The organism is Actinotalea caeni (genome assembly GCF_009733795.1).
In the GTDB taxonomy this organism is placed as follows: Bacteria; Actinomycetota; Actinomycetes; order Actinomycetales; family Beutenbergiaceae; genus Pseudactinotalea; species Pseudactinotalea caeni.
The window spans coordinates 1-19647 of record NZ_WNXX01000010.1 but is presented as its reverse complement, the minus strand read 5'-3'; the positions used below and the strand labels follow the sequence as shown (position 1 = coordinate 19647).

The following is a 19647-nucleotide window of genomic DNA, read 5'->3' as shown; positions in this document are numbered from 1 at the left end:
GCCACCTGTGCTCAGTATCGGCGCTCGGAAGGGCCGCACCGGCACGCGGGTCCGGTCAGTCGCGGTCGAGTCGCGACCGGCGCAGCACCTCCCGCGGGGTCCGCCGGAGGAAGACGGCGTCGTCGCGGGTGAACGCGGCGACCTCGCGCGGGTCCACGAGCGCCAGCCCCAGCGTCTCGCGCGGCAGCACGGCGCGCTTGCGCCACAGCCACACACCCCGCAGCGGCTCGCCGAACGCCTCGACGGCGTGGACGGCGTCGCGGCCGGAGAACGCCGCGGCGAGGGCCGTCGGGGCAGCCGGCTGCGCGCTCACGGCGTCCAGCCAGGCCTCGACCGTGGCGAGCTGGCGCTGCAGCACCGGTCGGGCCACCCGGAGGTCGAGCACCACGAGCAGGTCGTCCGGGCCGGTGTCGGAGCCGCTCGTGCCCCGGCTGACCCGGACACGGCGGGCGAGCACGCCCCACACGGGACGCCGCTCGCCCTCGAGCTGCCGCGCGACGCGCCGCAACGTCTCCGGCCGCGCGCAGCGCAGCCGTACCTCGCCGACGACGAAGGCGGCGACCGCGTACGCCGTCGCGAGCGCGAGGAGGACGACGAGCAGCACACCCGCGGTCTGGCGGACGGCACCGACCGACGCCCAGTCGAACCAGATGCGGCTGGTGAGAGCCACCGGCACGGCCGCCCCGAGCACGAAGGCGGCGAGGATCGGCATGGCCGCTCGTGACACCAGCGGCGCGACGACCGCGTAGCTCCGGCCGACCTCCTCCGGGGTGCGGCAGGTCGGCAGGTCCTCGGGGCCAGGGACCCACCTGTCGGAGGGCACGTCGGCGACGTCGTCCCACCACGTCTGCGGGCTCCCGGGCCACGTCGTGGTCATGCGCGGCTCCTTCCAGCTCCCAGCACTTGGACGATCAAAGATAGACGCTTGACCTTGGCTTGGTCTAGCCTGCGGAGCAGCCGACGCGAGGAGGAGCATGACGGCACCACGGCGCACCGAGCTGACACCGCGGGTCGCCCGCATCGCCGAGGCGCAGGGTTACGGCAGCCACCGGGAGTCGCTGCGGGTGAACGGCGGCGCCGACCGCTCCTTCGCGCTCACGGCCGTGGCGCTGCTGCCGGCCGCCGCCTGGCCGCTGGTGACGGCGTACCAGCACGCCCCGTGGCGCCCCGACGGCGACCTCGTCCCGTTCCTCCTGCTGGGCGTGATGGGTCTGGCCTTCGCGGTGCTCGGCGTGCTCGGCGTCGCCGCGGCGGTCGCGCGGGCGCGGCACGGGCGCGCGCGCGTGCACCTGTTCAGCGACGGCGTCGTGATCGAGCGGGCACGTGGCGGCCTCGCGGGATTCCGCTACCACCAGGCCACGGCGCGCCACGTCGTCTGGGACGAGCCGTGGGAGGGCGGCACGCGCGCCCGCCCGCAGCTCTGGATCGACGTGCCGGGCTACGGCCGCACGATCTGCCTCGACGGCCTGCGCCGCGACGACGGCGCCGCGCTGCCGGTGGTGGCGGGGGCGTTCGGCCTGCCCGTGGAGCCCGAGCCGATCGGCCGCCTCCCGGCGCACCACGCGCCGGCAGCGTTCTGAGCTGCGGCGCCCACCGCCTACGCCCACCGCCCGGGGCCGAGATCGACGGGCGGCACGGACGGCGGCCGGCGGCGCCGCTGTCGCCTCCCGACGTCGCCCCCGCTCGTCAGGAGGCGACAGCCGGACGTCGTGCACCGGCGGATGTGCCCCGCAGCCGCCGCCCCTACCGTCGCCGCATGACCCAGGACCGCCCGACGCCGCCACGTACCCGGACCGACGGCCTCGGGCTGTCCTGGGCGGCGATCGCCGGCCTCGCCTTCCTCGGGGTGCCGCGGGCCGTGCTGCACGACCTCGACCTCGTCCAGGAGGGCACGCTCGTCAACGCGCTGCTGGTCGCGGTGCCACCGCTGGTCTGGGTCGTCGTCGCGCTGGCCGCGCGGATCCGTCGTCCGTTCGCCACCCTGGTCGTGATCGGGCTCTGCTACGGGCTCGATGTGGCCATCATCCACCAGTCGCTGTGGCCGCTGGCATTCGAGGGCGACCCGCCGCGCCTGGGCGGCAACCTCGCCGACGTCGACCCGGCGACGCAGGAGGGCGTCATCCGGTTCTTCGCCGTGCTGTCGAGCATCGCGACCGGTGCGCTGGTCGGTGCGGTGGCAGGCGCCGTCGCGGCGCTGCTCGGCCGTGCGCGCGGCGTCGCCGGCACCGACCGTCCCGAGGATCTCGACGCCGGTAGGTGACGACCGGCACCTGCGCGTCGCCGCGCCCCGCTCCTCGCGTGGCGAGGAGGAGGTGAGCCGGCGCCGGACGCGCGTCGGCTCATGACGCGCGCGGAGGCACGGATGGACCGGACGGCACAGCTCGTCGACGTCGGGCCAGCACGGCTGGACGTCGAGCCGTACGGAGCCGGTGAGCCGCTCCTGCTGCTGGCCGGCACGTCCTGCTCGGTGGACTGGTGGCGCCCGGAGCTGTGCGAGGCGCTCGCGGCCCACGGCCTGCTCGTGATCCGCTACGACCAGCGCCACACCGCGGCACGTGCGGCGAGGCGATGAGCCAGACGAGGTCGAGCTGGTCCAGCAGTGTCCGGGGCGCGCGCCGGACGGTGATCGATCCACCCGGGCCCAGATCGACGTTCTGGGCGCTCGGTGCCGTCGCCAGCATGGTGATCACAGCCAGCGCCCTCAGCGGCATGCACCTGGTGACGCTGCGGTGGCCGTCCCGACCTTCCGGCGCACGGTCGAGACGGTGCCGCACTCCCGGCCTGCGTCGGGCTGAGGGCAGCGCTGAGCAGCCGCCTCCGAACGATCGACGCCGCCTTCCCGTGGAGGGGGCACGCCGACGGGACCTGCGGCAGACTGGGAGCGCTGCCCGGGGGTGCTGTCACCGGTCGAGGAGGACCCCATGCCACGCCAGATCATCGCCACCCCGGACGCACCCGGTTCGCCGCTCTTCAGCCAGGCGGTCGCGGCGGGGCCGTTCGTCCTCGTGTCCGGCACCGTCGGCATCGACCCGAGCACCGGGAGCATGGCGGGAGAGACCATCCAGGAGCAGACCCGGCAGGCGCTCACCAACTGCGAGACGATCCTGCGGGCGGCGGGCGCCGGTCTCGACGACGTCGTCGAGGTCGGCGTGCTGCTCGCCGACCCGGCCGACTTCGCCGGCTTCAACGAGGAGTGGGCGCGCTGGTTCCCCTCCGACCCGCCCGCGCGGTACGGCGTCAAGCTGGGCGTGGACGTGCCCGGGCTCCTCGTGTCGATCCGCATGACGGCGTACACCGGCTGAGTCCGTCGGGCGTGCCCGGGCGGGGCACCAGCCCGGACACGACAACGGGCCCTGACCTGCGAGAGCAGATCAGGGCCCGATCGGTCGGGCTGACAGGATTTGAACCTGCGACCCCTTGACCCCCAGTCAAGTGCGCTACCAAGCTGCGCCACAGCCCGTCGGCCCCGTGAGGCCTCGAAGAGCCTACCGCAGCGGAGGCGGTGCTCCTGCCCTCGGCACGCGCACGCGCGCGTGATCTCGGCGACGGCGGCCGACCCGCCGCACGCACCCGCACGCGCCCCGGTCGTGCCGGGGGCGGGGCGCCCCCTCCGAGCGCCCCGCCCCATGGATGTGCCGACCCCGGCTCTGTGTCCCGACGTCGCTGCGGGTCGTCACACCGGCCCGACAGTCCCCGACCTGCTGTCTCGAACGGCAAGGAGCACCGACCCGCGACGCTGATACAGCCCGCGCCGCGCATCTTTGGTGTATCACCGAGACCAGCACCCGCTCCTCCTCACCGACGGACCCCGCCGCCGGGGTCACCCGCCGCCCTGCCGCACGCGGGCGCCGGACCACGAGCAACCCGGAGAACGATGTCCGACCCGACCTACTCAGCCCCGCTCCCCCGGCCGCGCCGCTCCGCGAGCCAGCGCCTCCGGGTGCGTCTGCTCGACCCCGCCGGCGCCGTGCGCCGCGGCAGCAGACGGCTGCGCCCGACGGCGTACGTGGGCGACTCGCTGCTGGTCACCGGGACCCGCACGCCCGAGGAGGACGACGCCGTCGTCGCGCTCCGCGGGCTCCTCGCCGGCAAGGTCGACGTCAGCTGCTCGTGCCACGGGCCGAGCGAACAGGCCGCCGCCCCCAGCGGTGCCGGACGCAAGGGCATGCAGGAGGCGCGCGCGCCCCGCAGCACCCGCGTCACGCTCACCCCGTGCGACGACCGGGTCGACGGTGGCGTCGACGCCTGGCGCGTGCTCCAGCACGTCCTCTCCGAGCACCCCGACCTCGAGGGCCGCATCGGGCTCAACCACGTCATGACCGCGGCCGACCCCTACTGGGACCCGGTCCCGTACTGGGACCCGGTGCCGTACTGGGACCCGGTCCCCTACTGGGACCCGGTGCCCTTCGGCGGGCGCGGCCAGGGGCTGGCCGAGTACGGGTCGGCGGGCGTCGGCGGCCGCACCCCGGTGGTGTGGCAGGCGCCCGACCCGCGCACGCACGCCCCGCAGCCGCGGCGCGCACCCGTCGTCGCGGTCGTCGACACCGGCATCGGCGTGCACCCGTGGTTCCCCGAGGACGACCCCGACGTCGAGCGCTGGGAGCCGCTGCTCGACGACCTCGTCGTCGACGGCCGCGACACGGGCGTGATCGACGAGCTCACCGGCGCGATCGGGCCGCTCGCCGGCCACGGCACGTTCATCGCCGGCGTCGTCAGGCAGCGCAGCCCGCGCGCCCGGCTGCTGTCGGTCCCGGTGCTGGGCGCCGACGGCGTCGTCGAGGAGTACCTCGTCCACACCGCGCTGCGCCGGATCCTGCACCGTCAGCAGGAGGCGCTGCGCAGCGGAGACGTCGACAGCCTGGTCGACGTCGTGTGCCTGTCGATGGGCTACTACGACGAGGACGGCGACGACAGCCGGCCGGACAGCCCGCTCGCCCGCCTGCTCCGCGCGCTCGCGGAGGCCGGTGTCGCCGTGGTCGCCGCGGCCGGCAACAGCGCGGTCGACGACCCGTTCTACCCGGCCGCGCTCGCGCTCCCCCGCGGCGCCGCCGTGCCCGACTCGGGGCCGCCACCGATCGTCAGCGTCGGCGCCCGCAACCCCGACAACACCTCGGTGGCGCTGTTCACCAACGACGGCCCGTGGGTGACGACCCACCGGCCGGGCGCCGCGATCGTCAGCACCGTGCCGACGGCGCTGCAGGGCGGCCTCTCCCCGACCGTCGTCGTGGGCGACCGCCGCACGATCGACCGCGACGACTTCAGCTCCGGGTTCGCCATCTGGAGCGGCACGTCGTTCGCCGCCCCCGTCGTCGCGGCCGAGATCGCGACGGCGCTCGCCGCCGACGACGCCTGGCTCGCCGGCGGCACCGGACCCGACCACGCGCGCGCCGCCGTCGCGGCCGTGCTGGACGGACGGCAGGAGGCACCATGACCGCGCACACCTCGCCCGACTCGCTCGCCGTCCGCGCCGGACGCGCGTTCCGCGCCTACCGGGACGGCGACGTCGGCCGCATGGCCGAGGTCGTCGAGCTGCTCGACCCGCTGCTGTGGCGCACCGCGCGCAGCCAAGGCGCGGACCGGGAGACCGCGGCCGACGTCGTGCAGGTCGCCTGGCTGAAGCTGGTCGAGCACGCCGACCGCGTGGCCGACCCGCAGGCGCTGCTGCAGTGGCTGCTGGTCACCGTCAAGCGCGAGTGCTGGCGCCGCACCACGCGCGACCGCCGCGAGATCCCCAGCGAGCTCGACGAGGACACCCCCGCGCCGGACCTCTCGCCCGAGCGGCTGGCCGAGATGTCCGACGACCAGCGGGTGCTGTGGCGGCACGTCAGCGGCCTCTCCGCCCGCTGCCGCACCCTGCTGCAGGTCATCGCCTTCGCCGACCGGCCCGACTACGCCTCGATCAGCGCGGCGCTCGGGATGCCGGTCGGCTCGATCGGACCCACGCGCGGCCGCTGCCTCGCCGCGCTCCGCAAGGCCCTGCTGTCCGACGCGAGCTGGGGAGCCCCGTCATGAACGCCTCGTCCTTCGGCGCACCTCTCGACCACGTCGACGTCGCCATCCTCGACACCCTGCGCAGCGCGCTCGAGGTCGCCGACCCGATGCCGCCCGACCTCGACGAGCGCGTGAAGTTCGCGCTCACCGTGCAGTCGCTGCGCGCCGAGATCGCCGAGCTGGAGCGGCTGCCCGCCGAGCTCGCCGGCGCCCGCTCCGGTGACTACACGCGCGTGCACACGGTCACGTTCACGAGCGAGTCGGTCTCCGTCGTCGTCACGATCACCCACCTCGACGCCGAGACGTCCCGCATCGACGGCTGGGTGGACGGCCCCGCGACGACCGCCGAGCTGCGCGAGCGCGACCGCTCCTCCACCGCGGCCGTCGACGACGAGGGCCGCTTCGCGTTCCCGAGCGTCCCCCGTGGGCTCGTGCAGTTCGTGTTCCGCAGCGAGGACGCCGACGCGAAGCCCGTCATCACGCCGTCGATGGAGGTCTGAGTCGCGCCGTCGCGCCGCGCGCAGCCGGCCCGGACGCCACGCGTCGCGCCCCTGCGCGGCCATGACCGGCGGCCTAGGGTGGTCCCGTCACCACCCCGACGACGAGGGCACCGATGGCCGCCGACACCCCGGCCGCCGACCTCATCGCGCAGGCCCGCGCGGCCAACTCGATGGGTCGTCCGGCCACCGCCGAGCAGCTGCTTCGGCGTGCGATCCGGGTGCTCTCCCGCCCGGGCGCGACGCTCGAGGAGCGGCAGCTGCGCGGCGCCGCGGTCGTCGCGCTCTCCTCGCCGGTGTTCGAGCGCCACGGCCTGGGCCCGGCCCTGGAGGTGCTCGGCGAGGCCGACGCCCTCCTCGACGGACCCGAGGGCGAGGGCGTACGCACCCTCAGCGCGGTGCAGCGGGCGGGCTTCCTCGCGCGCGGTGGCGAGTGGCGGGTCGCGGTCGAGCTGCTCGCGACCATCGGCCGGCACAACCCGTGGCTGACGCGCCGCCAGCTGGTCTCGGTCCACCTCAACCGCGCCACCGCGCGCCAGTACCTGGGCGACCACCGCGCCTCGATCGCCGACCTGCGCACCGCGATCGAGCTCGCGGTCGCCGCCGACTGCCCCGACCTGGAGTTCAAGGCCAGGCACAACCTCGGGTACTCCCACTTCCTCACCGGCGACGTCCCCACCGCGCTGCGCACGATGGCGGAGGCGGACCGGATGGCCGTCGACGTCGCGCGCGCGACCGCCAAGCGTGACTACGCGCGCGTGCTGCTGGAGTCCGGGCTCGCCGACGAGGCCGCGCCGCTGCTGCACGAGGCGCTGACGATCGCGTCGGAGCACCGCCTGCGCCACGAGGTCGGCGAGGTGCTGGTCGACACCGCGCGGCTGGAGCTGCTGCGCGGCCGCCCGGACCGCGCCCGCGAGGCCGCGAGCCGGGCGGCACGGCTGTTCCGGCGGCGCCGCGCCGACGGCTGGTGGGTGCAGAGCGAGATCCTGCGCGCCGAGGCCGCGCTCGCGCGCGGCACCACGCCAGCAGCCGCCCGGCGGCTCGCCCAGCGGCTCGAGGGGCTGCCCACCGAGTCCCGGTCGGTGCGGCTCGACGCGTTGCTCGTCGCCACCGAGGCCAGTCTGGTCGGTGGCGACCTCGACCGTGCGCGCGAGCTGTTCGCCCGTGCCCGCCGTGCGCCCGCGGCGCCGTCGGGGCGGTTGCGCCAGGACTGGCTGGCGGCACGGCTCGCCCTCGCCGCGGGCGACCGGGCGAGCGCGCGGCGCCGGCTGAGGCGCGCGGCCGACCGGCTCGCCGCCCAGCAGGACAGGCCGGCCAGCCTCGACGCCCGGACAGCGTTCGCGCTGCACGCCCAGCGGCTGGTCGGGCTCGACGTCGGGATGGCGCTCGAGGCGGGCTCGCCCCAGCAGGTGCTCGCCGCCACCGAGCGGTGGCGCGCTGCGACCAGCCGGCTGCCGAGCCTCGTGCCCCACGCGGACTCCGAGCTGGAGGACCTGTTCACACGGCTGCGGGACCTGCGCACCCAGCTGCTCACGAGCGCGGACGACGCCCGCACCGACGAGCTCGCCACCCGGGTCGCCGACCTCGAGCGAGCCATCCGGCACCGCGAGTGGGAGCTCGCCGACCTCGGTCGCGACGTGCGTCCCCGGCGGCCCGCCCTGGCCGCGGAGGTCGCCGCGCACGCCGCGGCGACCGACACCGACGTGCTCAGCCTGCTCGCCACCGACGACCGGTTGCGCGCGGTGACGATCGACGCCCACGGCACCCGGCTGCACGACCTCGCCGATGCCGCCGAGGTCGCCGAGCACACCCGGCTGCTGCTCGCCGACCTGGCGATGGCCGGGCGGCGGCTGCCCGGCGGGCTCGACGCCGTCGTGCGCCGCTCGCTGCGGCGCCGCACCGCCGAGCTCGGCGCCCTGCTCCCGGTCCCCCGCACACGCTCACGGCTGCTGGTCGTCGGCACACGCGTGCTGCGGTCGGTGCCGTGGCGGCTGCTCCCCGGCCTCGACGACCGCCCGGTGGTCGTCACGCCGTCGCTGACGGCGTGGCTGGCCGAGGCTCCCCGGCCGGCGGTGCCGCCGGCCGTCGTCGCGCTCGCCGGCCCCGACCTGGACCGAGCGGGCGCCGAGGCGGCGGCGGTGGCCGGCAGCTGGGGTGACGGCGCGCGCGCCGTGGCACCGGCGTCGGGCGCCGACCTCGTCGACGCGCTCGTCGACGCCGACGTCGTGCACGCGGCCGCGCACGGCCACCACCACGAGCAGAACGCCCTGTTCTCCTCCCTCGCGATGCACGACGGCCCGCTGTTCGCCTACGAGCTGCAGCGGCGCGGGGTCCGCGCGTCGCACGTCGTGCTCTCCGCGTGCGACACCGGTCGCGCGATGATGCGCCCCGGCGACGAGTCGGTCGGGCTGACGTCGAGCCTGCTCGCGTGCGGCGCGCGCAGCGTCGTGGCCGCGGTCGCGCCGGTCGCCGACGACGCCGCGGCGGAGCTGATGACGGCGTACCACCGCCACCTCGCGGGCGGCGCGTCCTCGGCGGACGCGCTCAGCCGCGCCACCGCGGCGTCGGCCCACCCCGAGCAGGCGCGGCTGTTCTGCACCTACGGCAGCGACTGGGCCGCCACCACCGGGCAGGTTCGCTGACGCCGCTCAGACCTCGCCGGGCAGCGCGGTGCGGACCACGAGGCGCGTCCACCCGCCGATGAACACGCGCTCGTCGTCGGCGAGCTCGTGCCTGACGCCGACCTCGAGCGGCTCGGTCGGCAGCGCCGCCCCGGTCGCACCGACGTAGGTGCCGTTGGCCGAGCCGAGGTCCTCGACCCACCAGCGCTGCCCGTCGGTGCTCAGCTGGCAGTGGCGCCGGGACACCCCGGTGTCGGCGCCGGCGTCGACCTGCGGCCGGATGTTGCGCGACGCCGACGGCCGCCCGACCAGCACGCTCGCCTCGCGCAGCGGTACCACGCGCGGCGAGCCCGGCGGCGGCATCAGGTCCTCGGGCTTCTGCGCTGCGTACCAGTCCGGGTCGACCCAGACCTCGACCACCCAGGCGTCGGGACCCGGCGTCGCGGGGGTCGGCAAGTGGCTCTCACCCGGGTCCGCCTCCTCCTCGCCGGCCTCGGGCGGATCGGTCTCGACAGCCTCGGCCGGCGACCCTGGCACCGGTGCCGCCGCAGCGGACTCCTCCGGACGGTCGGGCTCGGGCGCCGCGGCCGGGGCTGCCGCGGCCGGTGCTGCCGTCGGCCCGGGGGCGCCGAGGTCGAGCGGGTCGGCCTCGCGCGGCTGCGGCGCGGTGCCGGTGGTGAAGTCGTAGCCGCAGTTCTCGCAGAACAGCGCCTTGGGGGCGTTCGACGCGCCGCAGTGCGGGCACTCCTGCGGCTGCGGCGGGTCCGGCGGCTCCGGGGGCGCCGCGGGCGCGGCCGTCGGCGTCGCGGCCCCGATCGGCGCGCCGCAGGTGTCGCAGTAGTCCTCCGACTGCGACATGTGCCCCTGGGGGCAGACCGCGCTCACCGCCGCACCCGCGTGGTCTTGGTCGAGACGGTGTCCAGGGCCATCTCGTCGAGCCTGTCCGTGTGCCGCTTGAGTCGCACGGTCCCCTGCTCCTCGTTCTCGATGTCGACGACCTTGCGCAGCCGTGTGGTCGCCTCCTCGTTCCCCGTCTCGCGCGCGAGCTGGACGGCGCGGCCGAGCTTGACGGTCGCCGTCGCCTCGTCGCCCGCCGCCTTGGCGGCGAGGCCCTGCTGGATCGCCTCGGCGAGCTCGGCCTGGCCGGTGTAGTGAGCGACCTCCGGGCTGATGCGTGCGGTGAGGTTGGCATCGCTGGACCACATCGCCTTGACGAGCCCCGAGGCCCGCACCTGGTCGCCGGTGACGATCTGCACGCGCGCCGCGAGCTGCTCGGACCCGACCGGCTTCGAGGGCACCCGCACGGCCACGTGGTACTCGCGGCTCTCGTCGCCCCAGCTGCCGGTCGGGAACCCGGCGGTGAGCGGGTTGACGACCGTGCGTCGGGGCGTGAGGTCGTCGAGCTTGGGCGAGACCTGTCGCACGAACAGCAGCTGCGCGCCCTGCGGTGTCCACACCCGCAGCTGCGCCTCCGGGATGCCGCGGGCCATCGACTCCCCGAGCATCTGCCGGAAGCTGTCGGCGATCTGGGAGGGGTCGCGGATCAGCTCGTCCGAGCCCAGCAGCGCCGAGGCGATCTCGCGGACCTCGGCCACCTCGTAGCGCGACCCGACGCCGCGGGCGTCGCAACGGAACCGGCCTTGGAGGCGCTCCAGCGTCGCGGTCAGGTGGTGCTTGGGCTCGGACTCGTTCTTGCCGTCGGTGAGCAGGATCGCGTGCCGCTTGGTGCCGGGCGGCAGCAGGCCGAGCAGCTGGTCGGCCAGCTGCAGCCACGTGCTCATCGCGGTGCCGCCGCCGGCGCGCATCATCCCGATCGCGCGCTTCGCCTCGGCGCGCGCCGCGGGCTCCATGCGCACCATCGACGAGGGTGCGTTCGGGTACGGGAAGACCCGGTTGGCGACGTGGCTGCCGCCGACGATGGCGAACCAGGTGCCGTCCTCGATGACGTCGAGAGCGACCTGGGCGGCGTGCTGGGCCGCGGCGAAGCTCGCGCCCGCCATCGAGCCCGAGGTGTCGATCATGATCACCTCGCCGGCGTCGATCGGCCCGGCCTCCGGCGTGCCTGCACCGGTGGCGGTCATCCGCACGATGGCGTGGACGTCCGTGCTCCCCTCGGCGAGGAACTCGTTCTGGAACACCTCGGCGGTGAACTGGGCCATCGTCTCTCCTGTTCGGTGTCTGGAGTCTGCTGGCAGGCTAGCCGGTCGGTCGCGGGGACCGGCGGCGCTCACCCGCCCAGCCGTGCCAGCGCGACCGTCACGTTGTCGCGGCCGCCCTGGGCGTTGGCCCACTCGACGAGCGCGCGGGCCGTGGCGGTCGCGTCGCCGTCGTGCTCGGCGGCGTGCCGGCGCACGAGCGAGCCCAGCTCGTCGGCGTCCTCGCAGTAGTTCCACAGACCGTCCGAGCACAGCAGCAGCCAGCCGCGCTCGGCGACCGTGACGGTGTCGTGGCGCGGCCGCAGCTCGGGTGCGTCGGCACCGAGCCAGCGCGTGATCGCGTGCGCGTGGGCCGAGCCGCGGACCTGGCTCACGTGCACGCCCATCTCGGCCATCTCCTGGGCCCAGGAGTCGTCGACGGTCAACCGGACCGCCCGGGCGCGGTCGGGCAGCCAGTACGCGCGCGAGTCCCCCACCGACGCGACGACGACGCGCGCGCCGTCGACCACCGCCGCCACGTAGGTGCACGACGGCGCGTCGTCGACGTGCGTCGTCGGCACCGCCACGACCGCCTCGTTGGCCCGCTCGGCGGCCTCGGTGAGCAGCGCCGCCCACGCGCTGGTGCGCGCGGCGCCCTCGGCGTCGACCTCCCGCTCGCCGCCGGGCGCTCCGCCGAGCAGCGTCGCGAGGGCCGCCTCGCTCGCTGCGAGGCTGGCCGCGTCGGAGGCCGGCGCGCTCGACACCCCGTCGCACACGACGAGCGCGACGACACCGCCGGCCTCGCCGAGCGCCAGCGCGTCCTCGTTGCGCGCGTGCACCACGCCGCGGTCGCACACGCCGCCCACCGTCGGGCTCGCCGTCACCTCGAAGTGGTCGCGCTCGGAGACCGCGGGTGCCCCGCACTCCTCGCAGTAGCCGTCGTCGGCGACGCGGCCGCCGCACCGCACGCACGGCCGTGAGGGCGTCTCGGGCAGCTCGTCGGCCGCGCCCGTGCCGTCGGGCTGCGCTGCAGGGTCGGGCTCGCCGTCGATCGGGGCACCGCACTCCTCGCAGAACCGGGACCCGGCGGCGCCTGCGGCGCCGCACCGGGGGCACACGACGTCGGCCGCGTCCTCGGTGCCCTCGGTGCCCTCGGCATCGCCGTCGGCCCCGGAGTCCCCGGAGCCCTCGGCGCCGCCAGGGTCGGCGTCATCCGCCGCCGAGGACGACGCGTCGCGGTCGTGGGTCGCCGACCGCACCGGGGCCGTCGGCACGGTCGGCGGGTCCTCCTGCTCGTCGTGCACGGGCCGCGGGTCGGGGTCGGTCGTCTCGGTCACCACAGGGTCCAGTTCCGTACGGCGTTGGCGCGGTCGACGAGCGCGACCCGCTCCTGCCTCGTCGAGGCGAGCCGGGCGCGCTCGCGGTAGGCGGTCTCCAGGGCGTCGCGCAGATGCCGCTCGTCGGCCGGCACCTCCGCGACGTGCGCGCCCACGGGCGCAGGTCCGCGCTGCACCGCGTCGAGCGCCGCGTGCAGCACGTGGATGCGCAGCTCGAGCTGCTCGGCCGGTCCGAGCTGCACGCCGTCGAGGCTGCGCAGCGCGTCGTCGAGCGCGGGCAGCCCGCGGCCCGAGGCCGTGAGCGCCCGGGCCCGCTGCAGCCGTGCCACCGGGTAGGAGCCACGGGTCGGTGCGACGAGGTCGAGCGCGCGGAGCACGCCGTCGAGGTCGGCGCGCCGCTCGCGGATCCGGGTCAGCCCGAACGCGGCGGGCGCGGTGTAGTTGGCGTCGGTGCGCGCGCACACGACGTAGAGGGACTCAGCGACGTCGAGCTCGCCGCTGGTCTCGCACGCGGTGGCGAGCGCGAGCTTCGGCGCCAGCTCGCCGGGCACCTGGCCGTAGACGGCGTTGAACGACGCGACCGCGGCGTTCGCGTCGCCCGCGGCGAGGTCGGCGAGGCCGCCGACCCACACCGCCCGCCACTCCCAGGGGTCGTCGGCGAGGATCTCCGCGATCACGCTGCGGGCGACGTCGACACGGCCGGCGGCGACGGCCGCCTCCGCCAGCGCCAGCCGCACCTCGACCGTGCGCTCGGGCGCCTTGTTGAGCGCCGTCACCCGCGCCACCGGGTCCGCCACGTTGACGCCGGCGAGGAAGCTCGCCATCGGGTCGGAGGGGTCGACCTCGAGCTGGGGCAGCTCGTCCCACCGCAGCGGCCGCTCGGGCACGTCGACGGTCGGCGCCTGGAACAGCGCCGAGGCCGCCGAGGTGGTCGCGGGGCTGCCGGGGCCGCGGTCGGTCGCGACGACCTCGCGGAGCACCCCCAGCATCTGCACGCGCAGCTCGTCGACCGAGCCGAACCGGTCGTCCGGGTTGGGTGCGCAGGCCTTCGCCAGCAGCCGGTAGAAGGAGTCGTAGCGTGCGAACACCGGTGTGTCGGCGACCGGTGGCAGCGCGTGCGCGTAGGTGGTGGTGTTGCCGCGGAAGTCGAGCACGAGCGTCGCGAGCGTGCGGCCGATCGTGTAGATGTCCGACGCGACCGACGGGCCCAGCTCGGCGATCTCGGGTGCCTGGTACCCGACGGTGCCGAAGATCGGCGAGGTGTCGTCGTCGACGCGGCGCACGCCACCGAGGTCGATCAGCTTGACGCTCTCGCCCTGCTGGATCACGTTGTCCGGCTTGAAGTCGCAGTAGAGCAGGTTGTGGTCGTGCAGGTAGGCGAACGCCGGCAGCACCTCGAGGACGTACGCCAGCGCCTGGTCGACCGGCAGCGGGTCGACGACGCCACCGTTCTTCTCGCGCCGGTCGGTGAGGATCTCCTTGAGCGAGGTGCCGCCCACGTACTCCATGACCGTGTAGCCGGCGCCGTCGTGCACGACGAAGTTGTAGATCTCGACGATCAGCGGGTGCTCGACCTCGGCGAGGAAGCGCTGCTCGGCGATCGCCGCCGCGGCGGCGTCCGGGTCGTCGGCGTTGAGCAGGCCCTTGAGGACCACCCAGCGACCGGAGACGTTGCGGTCGCGCGCCAGGTAGATCCAGCCCAGACCGCCGTGCGCGAGGCAGCCGACGACCTCGTACTGCCCGCCGATGACGTCGCCCGCGTGCAGCCGCGGCTCGAAGTCGTAACGCGCACCGCACTTCGGGCAGAACCCCGAGGTCCGGCCCGGCGTGTCGCCGCGCGAGCGCCCGACCGGGCCGCCGCAGGAGGAGCAGAAGCGCTTGCGCTCCGGCACCTCGGGCACCGTCATGATCGCCTGCAGCGGGTCCGGCACCGGGGCCGGCGGCACCGTGGTGATGCCGGCGCCGAGGCGGTGCGAGCGCAGCCGGGTCGAGCCGGTGCCGACGCGCCGCGTGTGGCGGGTCCCGGTGCGCGCCGAGCCGATCGCCGCCGACGCCAGCCGCGCCGAGGAGGTGCGCGTCGAGCCGCGCTGGAGCTCGCGCACGGGCTGCGTGGCCATGGACCCCGGCGCCTCGGGCACGCCCGCGCCGAGCACCGCCGACGGCGACGCGCCCGTCGCCGCGGGTGTCGCGGTCGCGGTGCCGCCACCGCCCTCGGGCGAGCCGCAGACGTTGCACCAGCCGTCCTCGTACGTGCCGGTGCAGCCGGGTTGGGTGCACGCCGTCACAGGGTCTCTCCCCTCGATGTCCCTCCGCCGCCCGGCCGCGGACCGAGGTCCAGCGGGGCGGCCAGCCGTTCGTACTGCGCGACCAGGGCGCGCGCCAGCGGGACGTCGCACGGGGTGGTCGTCACGGCCTCCGACGCCTCGGCCCAACCGGCCCGCACGGTCGGCGAGGCGTCGCGGCCGTGGGCCTGCGCGAGCGCCTGTGCCTGCGCGAGCCGGTAGCGCAGCGACGCCCGCTCACGCAGCGGCGCCGCATAGGCCTCCTCGGCCGCGTCGACGGCGCGGGCCGCGGCGTCGAGGCGGTGCAGGTAGGCGTCGACGCCCGCGCGGTCCTGCGGCACGTCGCCGAGCCGGTCCGGGTCCGGCACGGCGAGCCGCGGCGGGTGCAGGATCTCCCGACGGCAGCGGCTCTGCAGCGCCAGCAGCGCGGGGCGGCGCGCCGCGAGGGCGTCGCGCAGCTCCGCCGCCCGGGCACGGTCGCGTCGCAGCTCTCCCGAGCGCGTCGTCGCGACGAGCAGGTCCCGGTGGGCGCGCGCGGCGTCCGCCTCGATCTCGCCGAGCGGCCCGGTGACGTCCGCGCCCCGCGACGCCTCCCCGAGCAGCCGCTGCTGGCGGGCGAGCAGCGCCGCGACCCGCTCGGTCTCCTCGGGGCGGCCGAGCGCGCGTGCGAGGTCCTCGCAGCGCACGAGGTCCGCCTGCACGCGACGCAGCCGCGCGACCATCTCGACGGTCGAGGGGTCGATCGCCAGCCACTCCCGCAGCTGGGAGATCAGCGCACCGGTCAGCCGCGCACCCTCCGGGAGCGTGACGTCGAGCGCACCGGAGCCGAGGCGGCCCCAGATCAGCCCGGAGATCCGTTCCCGCGCGGCGGTGTCGGCGCGACCGGAGTCCCACTCGCGCAGGATCGCGTCGGTCCGGGTGCGCAGCGCCTGCCACAGCGCCATCGCCAGCACGACGTCGTCGGCGTGGGCCGCGACGTCGGTCGCGCGCTGCGCGACGTCATCCAGCCGGTCGAGCTCGCCGCGCGTGCGGTCCAGCCACTCCTCGAGCGCGGCGAGGAACGCGAGCAGCTCCTCGCGCCCGGCCGCCTGCCCGAGCCGACCGGGCGGCGTCGGCAGACCGGGGGACGCACCGGAGGCGGGCCGCGGCACCGCGGGCGGCGCCGTCACGGCTCCCGCCCGTAGACCGGGGTCGGCGGCTCCGGGGCCGGGCCGAGCACGCCGAGCCACGTCTCGTACAGCTCCTGCCAGGTGCCGTCGGCGACCAGCTCCTCGAGCACGCCGTTGACGAACCGCACCATGTCGACGTTCTCGGCAGGCACGCCGATGCCGTAGGGCTCGTCGGAGATCGCCTCCCCCACCACGACGGCGTAGGGGTCCTGGGCGGCGAAGCCCGCCAGGATCGTGTCGTCACCGGTGATCGCGTCGACGCGGCCCTGCTGGAACAGCGCCAGGCATTGGCTGTGGGTCGGGGCCGCGACCGCCTCGACCGGGTACTCCTCCAGCCGGGAGAGCGTCGTCGTCGCCTGCGGCGCGCACACGCGCTGCCCCGCGAGGTCCTCCAGGCCCTGCGCGGGTGAGCCCTCGGCGACGAGCACCTTCTGCCCGGCGTGCAGGTACTCGGCGGAGAACGCGATGCTCTCCCAGCGCGTGCACGTGATCGTGAAGGTACGCGCGACGAGGTCGACCTCGCCGGACTCCAGCACCTCGAGCCGCTGCGCGGAGGTGATCACGCGCAGCTGGAGGCGGTCGGGGTCGTCGAAGATCGCGCGCGAGATCTCGCGCAGGATGTCGATGTCGAAGCCCTCGATGACGCCGGTCTCGGGGTTGCGCGCGCTCATGAGCAGCGTGTCCCCGGACACCCCGACGACCAGCGCACCGCGCTCGCGGATCTCGGCCATCGTGCTGCCGGCCGGGAGCTCGTCGGGAGCGGGCTGGGTCTCGAACGGCTCGTAGGAGGCGAGCGCGTCATCGCACTCCACGGGCGGCGCCGTCGGCCCCGAGGTCGGCTCCTCGGTGGGCTCCTCGCTCGGCGCGGCCGCGAGACCGAGGTCGTCGGCGCCGGAGCCGGTCGAGCAGGCGACCAGGCCCGTCGCCAGCGCGACGGTCGTGAGCGCGAGGGCCAGACGGCTGCGCAGCGGACGGCGGCTCATCGGTACTCCTCCCGGCGGGCCGCGGTGCCCCGCCACGCCACGACCGCACCGAGCAGGCCGGCGGCCGCGGCCAGCCACGCGGCCCGGCGCGCGTCGGAGCCGGCCCCGCCGACCTCGGCACGCACCTGCGCGGCGCCCTCGGCCACCGTGACGTCCGCCGCCTCGGCGAACGCGGCGTAGGCGGCACTGGGACCGCCCTCGTCGTCGGTGACCGCCAGCTCGACGGCCTCCTCCCAGTCGCCGCCGTCGTCGAGCGCCCGGATCTCGGCGTGACCCTCGAGCCAGTCCTCCAGCAGCGCCGACAGCCGCTGCCCGGGCTGCCGCTCGCGGTCGAGCAGGTCGGCGGCGGCCGTCGTCCGCTCGACGAACAGCGCCTCGTAGGGCGCACCCGAGCCCCGCTTGATCAGCGTGAACGACTCGAGCGTGCGCGCCTCCGCCGCGAGCACGGCCGACTGCGCGACCGCCAGCGTCGGCCGGTAGACGTCGGTGCGCACGTCGGCGGCGTGCTCGGCGGCCCGCAGCGACACCATCGCCCCGCCCACGAAGGCGACGACGAGCAGCAGCGTCGCCACGACCAGCCCGGCGTTGAGGCGACGGCGCGTCATGGCGGCCAGCCGCACCTGCACCAGCACCAGCACGACCGCGCCGACGACGACGGCCGCCAGCACCAGGGCGGCCCACCCGCCCGCGCGGAACGCGCCCGCGGCGTCGTCGGCGGCCATCTCCAGCACCGTGTCGAGGTCGACGAGCATCTGCTCCCGCACCAGCGTCGACGCCTGGTCGAGGTAGGCCGCACCCACCGGGAAGCCCTGCCGGTTGTTGACGCGGGCCGCCTCCACGAGGCTCGTGTACGTCGCCAGGTCGGTGTTGAGCCCGGCGATCAGCTGGGCGTCGCGGCCGGCGTCCTGCGACAGCTCCACGACGAGCACCGACGCGCGCTCGATCGCCTCGTCGTACCGCTCGCGGCGGTCCAGCGGCTCCAGCCCGCCGACGAGGAACGCGTTGGTCGCGGCGCCGTCGGCCTCCAGCAGCGCCTGCCGCAGCTCCATGACGGCGAGCACGCGGTCGGCGCCGTCGGCGGCGCGGCTCATGCCGCCCGCCTGCTGCTGCGCTCCGAGGAACCCGAGCAGCGCGGCCAGCAGGCAGGCGACCGTCGCGGCGAGCGAGAGCCGCGTCACGCGGGTCGCGGAGTCGGCGGTGCGCCGTGCCGACGGGGCCGGCTGCGGCGCCGCGACCACGGCGCCCTGCGGCACCGGGACGGGCGCGGGCGCCCCCGGCTGCGGCGGGGCCTGCGGCACCGGTGGTGCTGGCGTCGGCGACGTCACACGTCCTCCTCGGGGGCGATCGGGTCGGTCCGGGTCTCGGGTGCGGGCTGCGCCGTCACGACCACCGGGTCGACGTCGCCGGCCTCCTCGTCGCCGGCGACCAGGTCCTCGGGGAGCAGCGTGCGCAGCTCCTCGATCGTGGGCTGCTCGACGTCGCGCAGCCGCCACGCGTGCCGAGCGATCGCGGCGTCGAGCAGGTTCCGCACGAACCGGGCGTTGCCGAAGGTCGCGTCGCGCGGCTGCACCGAGCAGATCTCGACGACGCGGTCGAGCGTCTCGGCCGTCGGCGTGAAGTCCGCCGCGTCCGCCATCAGCGCGAAGATCTCGGCCAGCTCGACGTCGCTGTAGTCCTCGAAGTGGATCGTCGTGGAGAAGCGCGACCGCAGACCGGGGTTGGCGGCGACGAACTCAGCCATCGGCACCGGGTACCCGGCCACGATGACCACGAGGTCGTCCCGGTGGTCCTCCATCTCCTTGACGAGCGTGTTGACCGCCTCCTGGCCGTAGCTGTCGGGTGCCCCGGTGCTCGACTGCGTCAGCGCGTACGCCTCGTCGACGAACAGCACGCCGCCGACGGCGGTCTCGAGCAGCTCGGCGGTCTTGATCGCCGTCTGGCCGAGGTACCCCGCGACCAGCTCGGAGCGGTCCACCTCGACGAGGTGCCCGGTGCTCAGCAGCCCGAGCGCGCGGTAGATGCCGGAGACGAGCCTGGCCACCGTCGTCTTGCCGGTCCCCGGGTTGCCGACGAACACGAGGTGCCGCGTCAGCGTCGGGCGGGTGAGGCCCGCCTCGACCCGCAGCTTCTCGACCCGCAGCAGCTCGACCTGGCGGCGCACCTCCGCCTTCACGCGGGCGAGGCCGACCAGACCGTCGAGCTCGGCCAGGAGCTCGGGCAGGCTCCGCTCCTGCTCCGCGTCCTCGGCCGCGGCCGGCTCGGCGGCGGTCTCCCCCGCGGGCTGCTGCTCCCCCGCCGCGGACGCCCCACCGGTCGCCGGCGCCTCGGTCGCCGCCGGCGCCCCGCCGCGCCCGAGCGCGGTGAGGATCGTGTCGACGCTCGGCACGGCGGGCTCGGGCAGGCCGGGCCGCAGCGCGGTCAGGCCGGCCTGGGCCTCGTCGAGGCGCCGGAGCACGTCGGCGGTCCGCGCGCTGCGGTCGGCCGCAGCGGACACCTCATCCGGCAGCACCGGGCCCGTCACCAGCGTCGACGCCGGCGTCACGCCCGCCGGAACGCTCGCGGCGGCCAGCTGGGCCGCCGCGGTCGCCGCGGCACGCGGTGCGACGTGCGGACCGGGGGTGCCGAGGGCCGC

At 76.0% G+C, this 19647-nt stretch carries 17 protein-coding genes and 1 tRNA gene; 8 read left to right on the top strand and 10 right to left on the bottom strand.

Annotation, left to right across the window (positions count from 1 at the left end; translation table 11 throughout):
• Nucleotides 1–55 precede the first annotated feature (55 nt).
• On the bottom strand, nt 56–877 hold the full coding sequence (locus GPA02_RS10215) for a hypothetical protein (RefSeq protein WP_156199830.1): 822 nt from the start codon (nt 875–877) through the stop codon (nt 56–58).
• 97 nt (nt 878–974) lie between these two features.
• Here GPA02_RS10215 and GPA02_RS10210 point away from each other — a divergent pair, with 97 nt between their 5' ends.
• The 4 genes from GPA02_RS10210 (at nt 975) to GPA02_RS10195 (ending at nt 3302) form a co-directional block, all read left to right on the top strand.
• Nucleotides 975–1580, top strand: a complete 606-nt coding sequence (locus GPA02_RS10210; RefSeq protein WP_156199829.1) for a hypothetical protein — start codon at nt 975–977, stop codon at nt 1578–1580.
• A 176-nt stretch (nt 1581–1756) separates the two neighbouring features.
• Nucleotides 1757–2260 carry a hypothetical protein gene (locus tag GPA02_RS10205; protein ID WP_156199828.1) on the top strand — a complete coding sequence of 168 codons (504 nt, stop codon included), beginning with the start codon at nt 1757–1759 and terminating at the stop codon, nt 2258–2260.
• 102 nt (nt 2261–2362) lie between these two features.
• Nucleotides 2363–2572, top strand: a complete 210-nt coding sequence (locus tag GPA02_RS10200; RefSeq protein ID WP_156199827.1) for a hypothetical protein — start codon at nt 2363–2365, stop codon at nt 2570–2572.
• A 349-nt stretch (nt 2573–2921) separates the two neighbouring features.
• Entirely contained in the window at nt 2922–3302 is a 381-nt protein-coding gene (locus tag GPA02_RS10195; protein WP_156199826.1) for a RidA family protein, read from the top strand.
• 84 nt (nt 3303–3386) lie between these two features.
• Here GPA02_RS10195 and GPA02_RS10190 read toward each other — a convergent pair.
• Nucleotides 3387–3460: transfer RNA gene (locus tag GPA02_RS10190), tRNA-Pro, on the bottom strand.
• Between the two features lie 480 nt (nt 3461–3940).
• On the opposite strand from GPA02_RS10190, the gene GPA02_RS10185 reads away from it, so the two are divergent.
• From GPA02_RS10185 to GPA02_RS10170, 4 genes are all read left to right on the top strand, one after another.
• Nucleotides 3941–5431 carry a S8/S53 family peptidase gene (locus GPA02_RS10185; protein WP_156199825.1) on the top strand — a complete coding sequence of 497 codons (1491 nt, stop codon included), beginning with the start codon at nt 3941–3943 and terminating at the stop codon, nt 5429–5431.
• A complete protein-coding gene (locus GPA02_RS10180) occupies nt 5428–6012 on the top strand; it encodes an RNA polymerase sigma factor (RefSeq protein ID WP_156199824.1) in 585 nt (194 codons plus the stop codon). The genes GPA02_RS10185 and GPA02_RS10180 overlap by 4 nt, the downstream gene beginning before the upstream one ends.
• Nucleotides 6009–6491, top strand: coding sequence for a hypothetical protein (locus tag GPA02_RS10175; RefSeq protein WP_156199823.1), 483 nt, complete (start codon nt 6009–6011; stop codon nt 6489–6491). Before GPA02_RS10180 ends, GPA02_RS10175 begins: the two co-directional genes overlap by 4 nt.
• A 113-nt stretch (nt 6492–6604) precedes the next feature.
• Entirely contained in the window at nt 6605–9130 is a 2526-nt protein-coding gene (locus GPA02_RS10170; RefSeq protein WP_156199822.1) for a CHAT domain-containing protein, read from the top strand.
• Nucleotides 9131–9136: 6 nt separating this feature from the next.
• Here the strand turns inward: GPA02_RS10170 and GPA02_RS10165 are convergent, their stop codons facing one another.
• The 8 genes from GPA02_RS10165 to GPA02_RS10130 form a co-directional block, all read right to left on the bottom strand.
• Nucleotides 9137–9994 carry an FHA domain-containing protein gene (locus GPA02_RS10165; protein ID WP_156199821.1) on the bottom strand — a complete coding sequence of 286 codons (858 nt, stop codon included), beginning with the start codon at nt 9992–9994 and terminating at the stop codon, nt 9137–9139.
• Nucleotides 9991–11268: a VWA domain-containing protein gene (locus GPA02_RS10160; RefSeq protein WP_156199820.1), complete on the bottom strand. Its 1278-nt coding sequence runs from the start codon at nt 11266–11268 to the stop codon at nt 9991–9993. The genes GPA02_RS10165 and GPA02_RS10160 overlap by 4 nt, the downstream gene beginning before the upstream one ends.
• A 68-nt stretch (nt 11269–11336) precedes the next feature.
• Nucleotides 11337–12581 (bottom strand): PP2C family protein-serine/threonine phosphatase, encoded by a 1245-nt coding sequence (locus tag GPA02_RS10155; RefSeq protein WP_240133982.1) that lies wholly within the window; start codon nt 12579–12581, stop codon nt 11337–11339.
• Nucleotides 12578–14866 (bottom strand): serine/threonine-protein kinase, encoded by a 2289-nt coding sequence (locus GPA02_RS10150; protein WP_156199819.1) that lies wholly within the window; start codon nt 14864–14866, stop codon nt 12578–12580. The genes GPA02_RS10155 and GPA02_RS10150 overlap by 4 nt, the downstream gene beginning before the upstream one ends.
• Complete coding sequence (locus GPA02_RS10145) at nt 14863–16032, bottom strand: hypothetical protein (RefSeq protein WP_193567860.1); 1170 nt, start codon at nt 16030–16032, stop codon at nt 14863–14865. Before GPA02_RS10145 ends, GPA02_RS10150 begins: the two co-directional genes overlap by 4 nt.
• Nucleotides 16029–17015, bottom strand: a complete 987-nt coding sequence (locus GPA02_RS10140; RefSeq protein ID WP_156199818.1) for a glutamate ABC transporter substrate-binding protein — start codon at nt 17013–17015, stop codon at nt 16029–16031. Before GPA02_RS10140 ends, GPA02_RS10145 begins: the two co-directional genes overlap by 4 nt.
• A complete protein-coding gene (locus tag GPA02_RS10135; RefSeq protein WP_156199817.1) occupies nt 17012–18340 on the bottom strand; it encodes a hypothetical protein in 1329 nt (442 codons plus the stop codon). The genes GPA02_RS10140 and GPA02_RS10135 overlap by 4 nt, the downstream gene beginning before the upstream one ends.
• On the bottom strand, nt 18337–19647 hold a 1311-nt coding region (locus GPA02_RS10130), incomplete at its 5' end, for an AAA family ATPase (protein WP_240133981.1). The genes GPA02_RS10135 and GPA02_RS10130, both read right to left, overlap by 4 nt.

What these genes read in the sequence shown, in the direction of transcription:
- GPA02_RS10215 (WP_156199830.1), bottom strand. Translation starts at nt 877, where the DNA reads ATGACCACGACGTGGCCCGGGAGCCCGCAGACGTGGTGGGACGACGTC.
- GPA02_RS10210 (WP_156199829.1), top strand. Translation starts at nt 975, where the DNA reads ATGACGGCACCACGGCGCACCGAGCTGACACCGCGGGTCGCCCGCATC.
- GPA02_RS10205 (WP_156199828.1), top strand. Translation starts at nt 1,757, where the DNA reads ATGACCCAGGACCGCCCGACGCCGCCACGTACCCGGACCGACGGCCTC.
- GPA02_RS10200 (WP_156199827.1), top strand. Translation starts at nt 2,363, where the DNA reads ATGGACCGGACGGCACAGCTCGTCGACGTCGGGCCAGCACGGCTGGAC.
- GPA02_RS10195 (WP_156199826.1), top strand. Translation starts at nt 2,922, where the DNA reads ATGCCACGCCAGATCATCGCCACCCCGGACGCACCCGGTTCGCCGCTC.
- GPA02_RS10180 (WP_156199824.1), top strand. Translation starts at nt 5,428, where the DNA reads ATGACCGCGCACACCTCGCCCGACTCGCTCGCCGTCCGCGCCGGACGC.
- GPA02_RS10175 (WP_156199823.1), top strand. Translation starts at nt 6,009, where the DNA reads ATGAACGCCTCGTCCTTCGGCGCACCTCTCGACCACGTCGACGTCGCC.
- GPA02_RS10170 (WP_156199822.1), top strand. Translation starts at nt 6,605, where the DNA reads ATGGCCGCCGACACCCCGGCCGCCGACCTCATCGCGCAGGCCCGCGCG.
- GPA02_RS10160 (WP_156199820.1), bottom strand. Translation starts at nt 11,268, where the DNA reads ATGGCCCAGTTCACCGCCGAGGTGTTCCAGAACGAGTTCCTCGCCGAG.
- GPA02_RS10140 (WP_156199818.1), bottom strand. Translation starts at nt 17,015, where the DNA reads ATGAGCCGCCGTCCGCTGCGCAGCCGTCTGGCCCTCGCGCTCACGACC.